This is a genomic window from Rahnella sp. BCC 1045, assembly GCF_019049615.1.
In the GTDB taxonomy this organism is placed as follows: domain Bacteria; phylum Pseudomonadota; class Gammaproteobacteria; order Enterobacterales; family Enterobacteriaceae; genus Rahnella; species Rahnella contaminans.
On the sequence record NZ_JAFMOZ010000129.1, the window covers coordinates 63,857 to 77,561 of the forward strand.

Sequence of the window (13,705 nt, forward strand, 5' to 3'; positions counted from 1 at the left end):
GGGTCCCGCATGGCACACGTAACATTGAATGATGAGTTGGAAGCCGAAAGCCGGAAAGTGTCGTGGATTATCTGGGTGACGCTCGGCAGCCTGCTGGTCTTTTTCATCTGGGCGCGTTTTGCCGTGCTGGATGAAGTGACGGTAGGTACCGGTAAAGTGACACCGTCGAGCAAAGCGCAGCAGATTGATTCTCTGGACGGCGGCGTGATTTTAAAACTGATGGTGCAGGAAGGTTCGGTCGTCAGCCGCGGCCAGCTCCTGGCACAACTCGACCCGACCCGTTCGCAATCAAACTACGGCGAAGCGGCCTCACGCGTCAGAACCCTTCGCGCGTCTTCTGAACGTCTGAGCGCGGAACTGACCGGTGCGCCGCTGAAATTCAGCCCGGAAACCATGAAATCCCCGGAACTGGTGGCGCGCGAACGTCAGCTTTATTTGTCGCGTAAACAGAACCGTGATGAGACGGTGACCAACCTGAATCAGTCCCTCAAACTGGTGAATGACGAAATCAACATGACCCAGCCGCTGGTCGCCAAAGGTGCCGCGGGGCAGGTGGAAGTCATCCGCCTGAAACGTCAGGCCAGCGAACTGCGTGGCAAAATCGACGATGCGACCAACCAGTACGCGGTGCGTGCGCGCGAAGAGCAGGTGAAAAATAACGCCGATCTGGATGCAGAGTTGCAGGTCATGGCGGGTAAAGAGGATCAGGTCACCCGTTCCGAGTTGTATTCGCCGGTTCACGGCATCGTAAAAGACATTCAGGTCTCCACCGTCGGTGGCGTACTCCAGCCGGGCGGCAAGCTGATGGAAATTGTCCCGATTGAAGACCAGTTGCTGATCGAAACGCGTATCAACCCGCGTGACATCGCCTACATCCGGCCAGGATTACCGGCCACGGTAAAAATCTCGGCCTATGACTCGTCGATTTATGGCGACCTCGAAGGCAAAGTCGAAGGCGTATCGCCGGACACCTTGCAGGATGAAGTGAAGCGCGACCAGTATTACTACCGTGTTTACGTCCGGACGGATAAGGCGTTCCTGACCAATAAAGCCGGACGCCAGTTCCCGATTGTGCCGGGGATGGTGGCGAACGTCGATATCAAAACAGGGCAGAAAAGTGTTCTGGATTACCTGATTAAACCATTGAATAAAGTGAAGGAGTCTCTGAGGGAGCGGTGAGGAGGAGGGCGTTGCTTGTGTGGCTTCAACTTCAACTTCAAGGTCGTGGGCGTCGGCCCACACCGACTTGGGGGACGGCTTATCGCCGCCGCCCCCCAAGCCCCCCGGGCTCTTTCACTGCGCGCTTTGCGGGCACGACGGACATGTTCTGACGCAATTGTGGGTGGCGCAAAATGTCATCGCTGCGCGATTCCCGAATTTCAGGTTTACTCGGCCTACGGCCTCGCCCTTCGGGCCGTCACTTCGTGACGTTGTCTCGCTCCGCTCGGCTCGAGCTTCTGGTCTCGAACCATTCATTCGGTGCCATTTTTGAGCACGCCAATAAACTTATCTAAAAGATAAATCCATTCCGTTTTTGAATTTAAGCCCGGATTGGGCGGCGAGCCCAAAATATCACCCGCTATTGCAGCGGCTCCTGCAAACGAAACTCCGCCACCGGATCTTCCACTTCGGCTTTCCGTTTATCCTGCCATAAATTCATGCGTGCCCGCAGTGAGCCGTTGAGATCCTGATACACCTGTCTGGTGGCTTCGGATTCGGGATTCAGTTCGAGCGCAAACTCAATAAACTTGCTGGCGGTGTAACGGTTTTTCTTTGTGCCGGTGCCTGTCAGCCACGCCATGCCCAGCGTGTAGGCGGCTTCGGCACGATCGGGATGCGCAGGATTATGCAGAATTTCGGGTAACCACTGGCCGGTGGCGAGACGTTTTTCCGCTTCTGTGCCGTTATCCAGCGCACAGCTGGCGCGGAAGTAGGCGGCGGAAAGATGTCCGGCGTCGGCGGCGCGCTGATACCAATGCATGGCCTGCTCGTAATCCGGCTCTGCGCCAAGGCCTTCCCGCAGGGCGTTGGCACAGGTAAACATGGCGGGCACCAGCCCGGAGCGTGCGGCGCTGAGCACGCAATCCATCGCGTTGCTGTCGTTGTGATATTGCTCCGGCACATCCTGATGCCAGCCGTTGCGGTAGAAAAAGTACAGTTCGTAGCAGTGAATGGCGCTGCCGTGACGAGCCATTTCGGTCATCAGGAAATGCGCGGCGTCCAGATCGTCGTTGATCGCCATGTCGTGCGCCAGTGTGACCAGATCTTTCACCGGCTGTTCGTCACCGGAATGCTGCATCATAGACCAGGCGTGTTCCATTAATCCGCTGCTCAGCTCTGGTCTGGCGGGCAATCCGTACAAACCATATTGCAACGCGGCAGCGGCAAAGCTGACCAGCACCGGATCGGTGGCCTGACTCAGCGCACGGGTCAGCAAGTGCGTCAGAACCGGCAATCCTTCCTGATGGCCATTCGCCAGCACCGCACGGGAAATAAAGAGCGCGGCAAAATGACCGGGCATCGCCTGCGGGGAAACCGCGAAGAGATCCTGATAAACCGCCAGCCCCGCCTGATCGTCATCCTTCCAGTACGCCATGCAGATCCCGGCCAGATCCAGCAAACGGACGCGGGTGGCGGGCTCCAGTGGTTGTGCAAGTAAACCAGCCAGTTGTTGCTGTAATTGCGCGGCTCGCGGGGATTCCCGGTCCGCGATTTCGCCGGATAAGGCATCGCACAGCGCATTTGCGCGGAACTGGTTGCGCTCATCGTCACTGAATTCCGCACAGAGCGGGCCGTCGATAATCAGCATCTGCTGCTCATCGCTGCCGCCCCAGAATGCGGAATGGAATAAAAGGTAGGATTCCATCGTGCCGACGTCCGCGTGGCGTACCGACATCGCCATGCGCAGCCAGTAACTGAGCGCTTCGTCGTCCGCTTTGCGGGTTTGTTGCAGGGCGGCAGGCAATGACTGCGGCCAGTGTGTCGCAGGTTCAAAACCCAGCGCATGGATGTGCGCGATACCCGCCTGCCAGATTTCGCTGCCCTGAATCGAGAACTTCTCATGCAGCGGTTTGGGGATTTCACCGGCGAATAAAGATTTAAGCCAGTACGGTTCACCGAAGCCGCCGCTGAGATTCATCATATGGCGGAAAGCGTGGGTCGGGCGGGTATGCAGCTCAATGGCTTTCAGGAAAGCCAGCACGGCGTAATCGCAGCAGAGCTGGGCACCAAGCCACTGGTGATCTTCAATGTCTTCTTCATTGGGTGCCTGACGGATCATCCAGGCATTTTCGTGCCAGACCATCCCCAGTAAAACATGCGCGTGATAGCTCTGCGGACATTGCTGCGCCCAGTCGCTGAGGATCTCCAGCGGATTCAGTGCCTGGAACTCCGTGCCGCCAAACAGCGTGGATGGATGCATTAATAATCCGTAATCGCTGTGGCTTTCGCCCTGATTCTGCCAGCTACGCATATGTGACAACAGCCACTCGTCGAGTTTGAGAAAACGGCGGGTTGCCAGAAGCATTCTGGCTTTGGAGATGTTATCTGGCTGGTCCTGTTGTGGCATGGGGTTCCCTGAACAGTTGAAAAATAAGATCTTGCGTGGCACCGGCAGTGTACCTGTCTCCCCTGAGGCGATCAGCGGGATTGGTCTGACTTTATCTATAGTAACGGATCTGAACCGTCGCTGACCAATAAACCCTCTCCACAATATCGATTAATAATAATCCGGAAATTCCTTAATAATTCCTAGGATTAGATATCAACTATTAATAAAATCGGGTGTGAATAATGGAGAAACTGTGAGGTAATTATGGAGAAAAGTACTTGTTGTGCGCGATATAATTAAGTGATGAATATCACATTAAGTTATTATTTCTTATAAAAATCAAAAAAAACCGACCACTAAGGGTCGGCTGTTGTTTCCACAAGACGGGGAATGAGGGTAATAGAATAACAAATAATGATGATAGCGAGAGGGAGTATATATTATTAGGAGGAAGTTGCTTTATCACTTAGTGCGGTAAGTATCATGTGTATTCTATTGTTTTTATTGTAATTCTTATTAAATTAGCTTTGCGTGCTTTATTTTAACAATTATCAGTGGCACTAAAAATGCTCAATTTTAATAAATTGTTACACCTTCTAATAAATAGGAAATGTCTTAACTAATTTCGTATCATTTTCTTTCTGGATTAATAGTAATTATATCCAGAGAATGGATTTGCCATGTCGGGCCAAAATTCATACAAGCGTTATGCAATATCTAAAGCAGTAAAAAAACGTGTACTTTACATTCAGTGGCACGGTCCGACACCTATCGAGGACAGAAAAATGAAACTCCGTGTTCTTTCACTCATGATCCCTGCGTTAGTGGTTGCAGGCTCAGCAAGTGCGGCAGAAGTTTATAATAAAGATGGTAATAAACTGGACCTTTACGGTTTAGTTGATGGTTTGCATTACTTTTCAAACAACGCGGGCAATGACGGCGATCAGAGCTACATCCGTCTGGGCTTCAAAGGCGAAACGCAGATTACCGACCAGCTGACCGGTTACGGCCAGTGGGAATATCAGGTTCAGGCCAACCAGGCCGAAAGCTCAGATGACGGTGACCGCGCCTTTACCCGTTACGGTTTTGCCGGTCTGAAATTTGGCGATATGGGTTCCTTCGACTACGGTCGTAACAATGGCGTCATGTATGACGTAGCCGCCTGGACCGACATGCAGCCAGAGTTCGATGGTTCCACCTACGGTGCTGACCAGTTCCTTTATCAGCGTACCAACGGCGTTGCGACTTACCGTAATGACAACTTCTTCGGGCTGGTGGATGGCCTGCACTTCGCTCTGCAATATCAGGGCAAAAATGACAGCGGTGGCGGCGAGCCTGGTACACGTGATGTACTGACGCAGAACGGCGACGGTTACGGGATGTCCCTGAGCTACGATATTGGCGCGGGCGTCAGCGTGGCGGGTGCCTTCTTCAATTCTGACCGTACTGATGAGCAAAATACCGCTCCTGGCATCATGGGCGACGGTAAAAAAGCGGAAGGTTACACCGGCGGTCTGAAATATGACGCTAACAACGTTTACCTTGCAGCGATGTTTACTCAGGCTTACAACGCTTCCCGTTTCGGTTCTACCGATTCAGAAGCTTATGGTTATGCTAACCAGTCACAGGCCTTCGAAGCTTACGCAAGCTATCAGTTCGATTTCGGCCTGCGTCCGTTCGTCGCCTATAACCAAACGCGCGGTAAAGATTTAGGCACCGACCGTCTGGGCAACAACTACCAGGATCAGGATCTGGTGAAATTTGTCGACCTGGGTGCGACTTACTACTTCAACAAAAACATGTCGGCCTATGTTGACTACAAAATCAACCTGATCGACAGCAGCACCTTCACCGATAACGCCGGTATCAACACCGATGACGTTACCGCGGTAGGTCTGGTGTATCAGTTCTAAGCGTGCCTTTCTCAGACACAGAATAGCGCTTTGTTTTTGCAAGACTTGAGTACAAGCAGTCAAAAAAGCAGTAAAAGAACGCGGCCTCTGATGGCCGCGTTTTTTGTCACTGTAAGGCTACGATTCTCAGGCTGATTTCTGATGGATCAGATGAAGCGGGGGAGAAACGTCGAGTTCGATGTTCGGGTTTTGGCGAAATTCATGAGGCGTGATGTTAAAACGCTTACGGAACATGTAGGTAAAATGCGACTGCGAGCCAAACCCGAAATCCATCGCGATATCGAAAATCGGGGTTTCACTGCTGCTCAGCTGATAAACAGCGCTCGCCAGACGGCGTTCCCTGATGTACTTCCCCAGAGAAATGCCTGTCGATTCTTTAAATAATTTTTGCATGTGCCAAAGCGAATAGCCTGAATACTCAGCCAGTTCTTCAAGATGGATGACGCGACCAAGATGGCCTTCAATCCATTTGCTGAGTGCGCAGACGATAGCGATATGAATGTCTTGAGCCATAACCAGTCTGTATTAAGGTTGAATACCGCTATTATACACGACTTCGCCATGATGGCGTGGCAGGTGTTGCTCAGTTGATGGCGGAGCAGACAACTTGCAGAAATGGCCCGATGGGCAGAACGACGCGCGTCGTCTGGCGGGCCATCATGTTAACGTAGCAGGATCCAGTGAATTAACCGCGCTATGCCATCGTCAACCACAACAATCCCGACGAGAATAAGAACGATCAAAATGACGAAGTTCTTACCGGTTGGCACAGTGATTTCTCCCTCGTGAACGCTGTTTACCAGGGGCCGCTACCCTGCATATTGAGGGCAATAACGCCCAGACAAACCGCGACAAAAACGATAAAAACGATAAGAAGCCGTTTCATTTTTTTCTGACAGAGCGCGCTGCTCTTCCTCCGCGTGGACTTCAACTGACAAAACATCCGCACGTTAACCGCTTCTTTCGGTGAGATCCAGCATGTCAGCGTTTTTTCGCTATTTTTCTACGCTTCGTTTAACCATCACTCGCCGGTCGACGCACCAGATCCGTTTTCTGACCGCCATTGATAACGGTCGTTGGCGGTGTTTCCGGCACCAGCGCATCCGGCGCAATGTTCATGTGGTTAAGAATTTCGCCCATGATATGTCCGAATATCGGGCCCGCTACCGAGCCACCGAAGTGTTTACCGGCCTGCGGGTTGTTGACCATCACCACCAGCGCCACGCGCGGATTACTGGCCGGTGCAACACCGGCGGTGTAGTTGATGTAACCGCCATCGTATTTGCCGCTGGCACCCATTTTTTCTGCAGTACCGGTTTTAATCGCTAAACGGTAGCCGGGCACCGCCGCACTGAGGCCGGAGCCGCCGGGCAGGGCGTCACTTTCCATCATATGAATGACCGTCCTGACCACATCGGCGGACATCACGCGGGTGCCCAGTACCGGAGGCGTAACCTTGGTTATCGACAGCGGACGGTAAATGCCTTCCGCGCCGATGGTGGCGTATTCACGGGCGATTTGCAGCGGCGTGACGCGCAGGCCGTAGCCGAAGGAGAACGTGGCGCGTTCGATGTCAGCCCAGCGGTCACGGTGCGCCGGGAAGTAACCGCTGCTTTCGCCGCCGATCCCTAAATCAGTGGCTTTACCCAGCCCGAACGACTGATAAAGCTGAACCAGCACGTTGGCAGGCATCGCAAGTGCAATGTGTGATACCGCGATGTCGCTGGATTTTTGCAAGATGCCGGTAATGGTCAGCGCTGGCCAGTGCCCAACGTCTTTAATCAGGTGACCGTTAACGGTGTACGGATGGGTATCGAGCACGGAATCCGGGCGAATCATACGGCGCGCCAGACCGGCCATGACCACCAGCGGTTTGACCGTCGAACCGGGTTCAAAACTGTCGCTGATGGCGACGTTACGCATGTCTTTAGGCTGAACGCCCGCGTAGTTATTCGGATTGTAAGACGGGAAGGAGGCCATCCCCAAAATTTCACCGGTGCTCACGTCGACCAGCACGGCAGCGCCGGATTCTGCCTGGTTGAGCAATACGCCTTCACGCAGGCGCGAATACAACACGTACTGCATAAAGCTGTCGATACTCAGGTTAATGGTCGGCGGCTGTTGCGGTGCGACTTCTTTCAAAATCCCGATGACGTTGCCGTGGCGATCCTGGCGGTATTCGCGCATGCCGGGTTTGCCCTGCAACAAGGCATTGAAACCTTTTTCGATGCCATTAAGGCCTTCGTTATCGGTACCGACCACGCCGACCAGGTTCGCTGCGGCTTCACTCATCGGATAATAGCGACTGTCGTCGTTTTGGCTGGAGACACCGCCAAGGTGCAACTGGCCGATATCACCGGCAATCCCTTCTTCGATTTTTCGACCGAGATAAACGAAACGGCGCTGCGGATCACTGTTGATGGTTTGCTGTAATTGCGAAAGCGGGACATTCAGCGCAGAAGCCAGATATTGCCATTTCGGGCTGTTGAGGTCGCTGTGTAGTTCCAGAATACGGAACGGGTCAGCAATAATATCTTTTGACGCCACACTGAGCGCAAGAGGGTGCCCGTTGCGGTCGGCAATCGTGCCGCGCCCGGCGGGAATAATGCTGGAACGCAGTGAACGCGAATCCGCTTCTTTTTCCAGCATGGGCTGATTGAGCAGCTGTAAATAGCCTACGCGGCCCAGCAGAAGTGCCAGACAGCAGACAATGCCGAGACAGATCAGCGCAAAGCGCTTGGTGTAAAAATGAGGTTGGGCGCTGGATTTTCTTGGGCTCGGTGGCATGGCTGTTTCGCAAAGTCGTTGACGCGTTTGAAGCGAAAAGCGATGACGCGAAGGCAGTTAGCCGGATGAAATTAATCCAGACTGTGCCCGATAAAACGGCGGCTCATCGCTCTGAAAGATAATGAATTTATATAACGTTCACATCTTATATTAAGCGATAGCTATGGGTTGTTTAATTCAATTGCTCTTTGTAACCAAGTGCAACCGAGACGCACCTTTTTACTCGACCGAAAGCCATTCGTCGGCTTCTTCAAACATTTCTTCCAGCATTTGGTTTAATTGCGAACGTTCCTGCTTGCTGGCTCCGTGCGTATTCAGCCCGTTGGCCTGCATCGGTTTCACTTTTACTTCAGCGTCAGGGAACATGCGGTGTACCCGCTTAACCAGTTCTGCCTCAATTTTTTCACTGGCATTTGGGATCCTTGAGACATTCCGTTTGTCAAAAATCAGTTCGACCCGCATAGCTTTCCTCGTTTTCTGGCTGGGGGAGAAAAATAACTGTTGAAATATACAGTGTTATCTTTGCGGGTCCAAGCAATTTTTAGCGTAGTTTCTGGATGATGCCCAGACTGTCCAGCCGTTCACGGTTATGGGCGCGTCGTAAATCCAGTTCCGGGCCCGCCGGGACAATTCCGGTCGGATTCAGCCACAGAATTCCGTAATAGCCTTGTTTGATGTGCGCCAGATTGACGGTGTCACTGATCCCCGGCCACTGATAGAGTTCACGCAAATAATTTGAAAGATTAGGATAGTCTTCAATACGGCGGATATTGCATTTGAAAGCGCCGTGATATGCGCTGTCGAACCGCACCAGCGTAACGAACAAACGCCAGTCGGCTTCTGTGAGGTACTCCCCGGCGATATAACGGTGGCTGTCTAAATGGGCTTCCAGCATATCAAGTGTGCTGAAAAGCCGGGTGACGGCCACGTCGTAGCTTTCCTGCGTTTTCGCAAAGCCGGTTTTGTACACGCCGTTATTGACGTCGTGATAAATAATTTCGTTCCAGCGGTCGATTTCCTCGCGCAGCGGGGTAGGGTAGAAATCATCCTGATTGCCGTTGAGGGCGTCGAAAGTGTGGTTAAGGATGCGGATGATGTCGGCTGATTCGTTGTTCACGATGCGACCTGCCTGGCGATCCCACAAAACGGGTACAGAAACTTTGCCGGTGTAATGTGCATCGCTGGCGGTATACAGCTCATGAACGTGGCGGATGGCCGGGATTTTATCTCCGGCATCCTGAGGCTCGTCGAACGTCCAGCCATTTTCGCCAATGACCGGTTGTGCGATGGAAACGGAAATAAACTTTTCCAGCCCTTTCAGATGACGGAATATCAGGGTTCGCGAAGCCCACGGGCAAAGATAAGAAACGAAAAGCTGATAACGGCCTGCCTGCGGCTCGATGTGTGTTTCACGAAACGCGGTTTCCTCGCGATGAAAGGCGCCGTTTTTAATTTCTTCTTTAGCGACGTCGCCGCTTACCCATTTTCCGTTGACCAGTCCCGACACGATGGCTGTACTCCGATAACGTTATTATTGTTGATGAACTTACCGTAGCGGTTTTGTATGAGTTCATAAACGACATAATTTTCAAAAAGAAGGTCAAATAAACTGAAGGGGATTTTGACGGGAAGCGGAAGGGATGATTCCATAAAAAAACCAACCGGTTAAGGTTGGTTTTTCAGGTGTCCTGCAAAACGATTAATTGGCCAGGAAGCGTTTTTCGTCGGTCAGAACCTGTAACAGCAGGCCAAGTTCCGGCTTCTGATCTTTAATCCGTTTACCGTTATTATCGAAGGCGCGGTAATCCCCGTCGCTTTCCAGCTCAAGCGTCTGGTCTGGCGTGGTGATCACCAGCGTTCCGTCGTCGCTGGTCGTGACCCAGTTGTGACGGCGTTTCGCGGCAAACAAATCTTCGCCCTGCGAATAATCTGCCGGTGACGTGGTGACGTGAAGCAGACGCTGCATCAGCGTGGTCATTACATCCGCGTGATCGGTAAGCTTGCTGATACTCTGAGCCGGTGTGCCCGGCCAGTGGATAATCAGCGGAACCTGCAACTGGCGGCGGTTCATCGCGTTACCCGAACCCCAGGTGCCGTTCTCGTTAAACTCGATACCGTGCGAAGCGGTAATCACCACCACGGTTTTATCCAGATCGCCGCGATCTTTCAGCGATTGCAGCATGACCGCAATTTGCTGATCAACGCTTTGCGCGCCGTGCTGATAGCGATGAATAAACGTATTTCCGACCGGTACGCTGTCGCCGTCCTGACGCAATGAGGTGCTGATGCCATTCAGGTTGACGTACGAGAACCACGGACCGTTGCCGCGCACATTCAGCCATTGCTGCCACTGAGAAACGGTTTGTGCATCCGACTGTTTTACAGGCGCAGGCAGGGTGAAATCGGTCAGCAGAGCCTGACGGTAAAGCGGGCTGTCAAAGCCGTCCGAAGCAAACAGACCAAATTCGTAACCTTGTTGCTCCAGCGATGTCACCAGTGCAGAAGGTTTACGTGCGGCCAGAATGCCCTGCATATAGGTCGGCGAAATTCCGTAGAACAGGCCAAACTGGCCGGTGTCATTACGGTTGCCGGAGCTGAAATGCTGGTCAAAACGAATATTGTGTTTGGCGAAATCGGCCAGCGCAGGCATGTCCTGATCGAGCGTCGCTTCATGCACGCCGTCCAGCACGACCATCAGCAGGTTATATTTCGAGCCGGTTTTGGCGAAACTGATGCTGTTAAGCGGATATTCCACCGCCAGCGCTTCCGGATTCCCTTGCTCAATCAGTCGCTTCTGGTATTCCTCGGCATTCAGCAGACCGTGTTTTTCGAGGAATTTACGCGCCGTCATCGGATACGACAGCGGAAGATTCGCGCGCTGCATGGTAATCGGACGATAGAAATTTGCATCCGCCCAGATGTACATCAGGTGCGACGCAAAGAAGCTCACGATAAACAGCACAACGATTGGCTTGGCGAAATTACGGCGGTTCAGGCTGCGCAGCTTTTGCCACGCCCAGGTGCCGAATAACATTTCGAGCAGGAAAATGACCGGCACGGCAATAAACATCAGCTGCCAGTCGCGCGCCATTTCGCCCTGGCCCGGGTTAACGACCAGTTCCCAGACCACCGGATTAATATGCAGGTGGAAGCGGGTAAACACTTCGGTGTCGACCAGAATCAGCGTCAGCCCGGCGGTTGCCAGTATCGCGGATAAGAATCGCAACAACCGTTGCGACATCACCACGAACGTCAGCGGGAAGATAATCAGTAAATAGGCGGCAAAACCGATAAAGCTGAAATGCCCAAGCCAGCTGACCAGCGCGTAAATACGCCCTTCCAGAGAGGAAGGCCAGTCAGAAACAAACAGGTAGCGGCTGCCTAGCCCAAGAATCAACAGGATATTGAAGAGGGCGAACCAGTGGCCCCAGCTGATCATCTGGGAAACTTTTTCGCGATAGCGCTGACTATTTGTCACCATGAGAGGGTCTGGGCAATGAGTGAATTAATGGGCTTTATCTTCTCTTATCGACGCTTGCAAAGCTTTAGCAAAAGATTGGGACAATGCTTTGCGTTGTGCAGGAGCGACGCTGGTGTTAATAAGGTTTGTCACCATATTGCCCAGGACCATCAAAGAAAGGTCGGTCGGGGCGCGGTGTTTTTCCAGAACAGTTGCCAGCTCGGAAAGGATCTGTTCAACGTGTTCGTCACTGTAACGGGATGATTGTGCCATAGAGTAATGTGCTTCTTGATCTGACAAAGTCCAATATCTTAGCCGATCACGCCACCACTTTCCGCATTTTTATAACGGGGGGCGTGTCGGGGTCGTGATCGTATCTGTGAATCAGTATTTCAGGGGCTGGAACAGGTTGCGGCTTTGCCGCTTCGGTGTTTGAATACGCCCCGCAGGCAGACCCTTCTTACACGGCTGCAATTCTTACAGGAGAAAGTCCCCATGAGTCTGGATATTGAGCAGATCGCTCTGCACCAGTTGAATAAACGTGATGAGCAAACGCTGGATGTTGTGCTGCGCGATACGCTTTTGACCCCGAATGCCGCCGTTGATGAAATGATGGCTGAACTGCACCGTGTTTACAGCGCGAAAAGCAAAGCCTATGGCCTGTTCAACGAAGACAGCGAACTGTCAGTGGCGCTGCGCAGTTGCCGTAAAGGGGACGACGATTTCCTGTCATTCAGCCGTGCCGCAACCGGGCGTCTTCGTGATGAACTGGCAAAATACCCGTTCGCAGAAGGCGGCGTGGTGCTGTTTTGTCATTACCGTTTCCTGGCCGTGGAGTATTTGCTGGTTGCGGTGCTTAACAGCCGCAGCAGCATGCGCGTCAACGAACAGCTCGACGTCAGCAGCATCCATTATCTGGATATCAATCACGCCGATATCGTGGCGCGTATTGATCTGACCGAATGGGAAACCAATCCTGAATCTTCCCGCTACCTGACGTTTCTGAAAGGCCGCGTCGGGCGCAAAGTTTCTGACTTCTTCATGGATTTCCTGGGCGCTTCTGAAGGCCTGGATACCAAAGCGCAAAACCGCGGTTTGTTGCAGGCGGTAGATGATTTCTGTACTGAAGCGCAGCTCGATAAAAACGAGCGCCAGAACTATCGTCAGCAGGTGTACACCTACTGCAACGAGCAGTTGCAGGCCGGCGAAGAAATTGCGCTGGATGATTTATCCGAAGAGCTGCCGCCGTGGAATGACAAGAAATTCAAAGAATTCACGCAGGAACAAGGTTATCAGCTGGAAGAAACGTTCCCGGCCGATCGCAGCACGCTTCGCCAGCTGACCAAATTTGCCGGCAGCGGCGGTGGCCTGAGTATTAACTTCGATGCGATGTTAATGGGCGAACGTATTTTCTGGGATCCGGCGACCGATACGCTGACTATTAAAGGCACGCCGCCGAACCTGCGGGATCAATTGCAGCGTAAGGCCGGCAAATAAAACCTGGATCGCAGCCAATAAAAAACACCGCCGGGGCGGTGTTTTTTATTTGTTCTCGCACGGCGTCCCGATGCGCAACAACTCAGTTAGCGATTAAACGCGAACGAAGTCGATGTGAGCCAGTTTTGGCTTGAACGGGTGACGCTGTACAGCCTGAACTTTAACTTTGGTTTCTTTACCGTCGATAACCAGAGTAATAGCTTCAGAGTAGAACTCCGCTTTAACTTCCATGTTCTTAACAGAATCATGGTCCAGTTTGATAGAAACCGGAGCAGCTGAGCCACCGTAAACGATAGCTGGGAATTTGTTTTCTGTACGCAGGCGGCGGCTCGCACCTTTGCCCTGCTCGTCCTGTGGACGTACTTCTACATTGATAGTGAACATGTATGTTTCTCTATATATAAAAAAGTTTGCCCCGCCACCTGCGACCGAGTGACGAGTTGAGTACTACAAGCTTCCACACAAGGCGAAAGCGGGCGGTATGATACCGGAGCAGGG

The 13,705-nt window shown here is 52.6% G+C and carries 11 protein-coding genes and 1 other RNA gene; 3 read left to right on the forward strand and 9 right to left on the reverse strand.

Going from position 1 to position 13,705, the window contains the following annotated elements:
* Positions 1–9 precede the first annotated feature (9 nt).
* Positions 10–1,179, forward strand: coding sequence for an HlyD family efflux transporter periplasmic adaptor subunit (locus J1782_RS14290; RefSeq protein ID WP_152324340.1), 1,170 nt, complete (start codon positions 10–12; stop codon positions 1,177–1,179).
* A gap of 207 nt (positions 1,180–1,386) precedes the next feature.
* Here J1782_RS14290 and J1782_RS14295 read toward each other — a convergent pair.
* A non-coding RNA gene (locus J1782_RS14295) (RtT sRNA) lies at positions 1,387–1,468 on the reverse strand.
* A gap of 111 nt (positions 1,469–1,579) precedes the next feature.
* Positions 1,580–3,568 carry a DUF4034 domain-containing protein gene (locus J1782_RS14300; RefSeq protein ID WP_217153368.1) on the reverse strand — a complete coding sequence of 663 codons (1,989 nt, stop codon included), beginning with the start codon at positions 3,566–3,568 and terminating at the stop codon, positions 1,580–1,582.
* A 767-nt stretch (positions 3,569–4,335) separates the two neighbouring features.
* Between J1782_RS14300 and ompC the strand changes: the two genes are divergently transcribed.
* Positions 4,336–5,463, forward strand: coding sequence for a porin OmpC (ompC, locus tag J1782_RS14305; RefSeq protein ID WP_152324338.1), 1,128 nt, complete (start codon positions 4,336–4,338; stop codon positions 5,461–5,463).
* A gap of 126 nt (positions 5,464–5,589) precedes the next feature.
* On the opposite strand, the gene J1782_RS14310 is transcribed toward ompC, so the two are convergent.
* The 6 genes from J1782_RS14310 to J1782_RS14335 form a co-directional block, all read right to left on the reverse strand.
* Positions 5,590–5,976 carry a helix-turn-helix domain-containing protein gene (locus tag J1782_RS14310; RefSeq protein WP_104921314.1) on the reverse strand — a complete coding sequence of 129 codons (387 nt, stop codon included), beginning with the start codon at positions 5,974–5,976 and terminating at the stop codon, positions 5,590–5,592.
* Positions 5,977–6,477: 501 nt separating this feature from the next.
* Positions 6,478–8,250: a penicillin-binding transpeptidase domain-containing protein gene (locus J1782_RS14315; RefSeq protein WP_217153369.1), complete on the reverse strand. Its 1,773-nt coding sequence runs from the start codon at positions 8,248–8,250 to the stop codon at positions 6,478–6,480.
* Positions 8,251–8,469: 219 nt separating this feature from the next.
* A complete protein-coding gene (locus tag J1782_RS14320; protein WP_152324336.1) occupies positions 8,470–8,712 on the reverse strand; it encodes a DinI family protein in 243 nt (80 codons plus the stop codon).
* Between the two features lie 79 nt (positions 8,713–8,791).
* A complete protein-coding gene (locus J1782_RS14325; protein ID WP_217153370.1) occupies positions 8,792–9,757 on the reverse strand; it encodes a glutathione S-transferase family protein in 966 nt (321 codons plus the stop codon).
* A gap of 192 nt (positions 9,758–9,949) precedes the next feature.
* A complete protein-coding gene (gene yejM / locus J1782_RS14330; protein ID WP_152324334.1) occupies positions 9,950–11,731 on the reverse strand; it encodes an LPS biosynthesis-modulating metalloenzyme YejM in 1,782 nt (593 codons plus the stop codon).
* Positions 11,732–11,755: 24 nt separating this feature from the next.
* Positions 11,756–11,983 carry a YejL family protein gene (locus J1782_RS14335; RefSeq protein WP_104921319.1) on the reverse strand — a complete coding sequence of 76 codons (228 nt, stop codon included), beginning with the start codon at positions 11,981–11,983 and terminating at the stop codon, positions 11,756–11,758.
* Between the two features lie 222 nt (positions 11,984–12,205).
* On the opposite strand from J1782_RS14335, the gene yejK reads away from it, so the two are divergent.
* A complete protein-coding gene (gene yejK / locus J1782_RS14340; RefSeq protein WP_217153371.1) occupies positions 12,206–13,207 on the forward strand; it encodes a nucleoid-associated protein YejK in 1,002 nt (333 codons plus the stop codon).
* Between the two features lie 93 nt (positions 13,208–13,300).
* Here yejK and rplY read toward each other — a convergent pair whose 3' ends face one another.
* On the reverse strand, positions 13,301–13,591 hold the full coding sequence (gene rplY, locus J1782_RS14345) for a 50S ribosomal protein L25 (protein ID WP_095922802.1): 291 nt from the start codon (positions 13,589–13,591) through the stop codon (positions 13,301–13,303).
* Positions 13,592–13,705 lie beyond the last annotated feature (114 nt).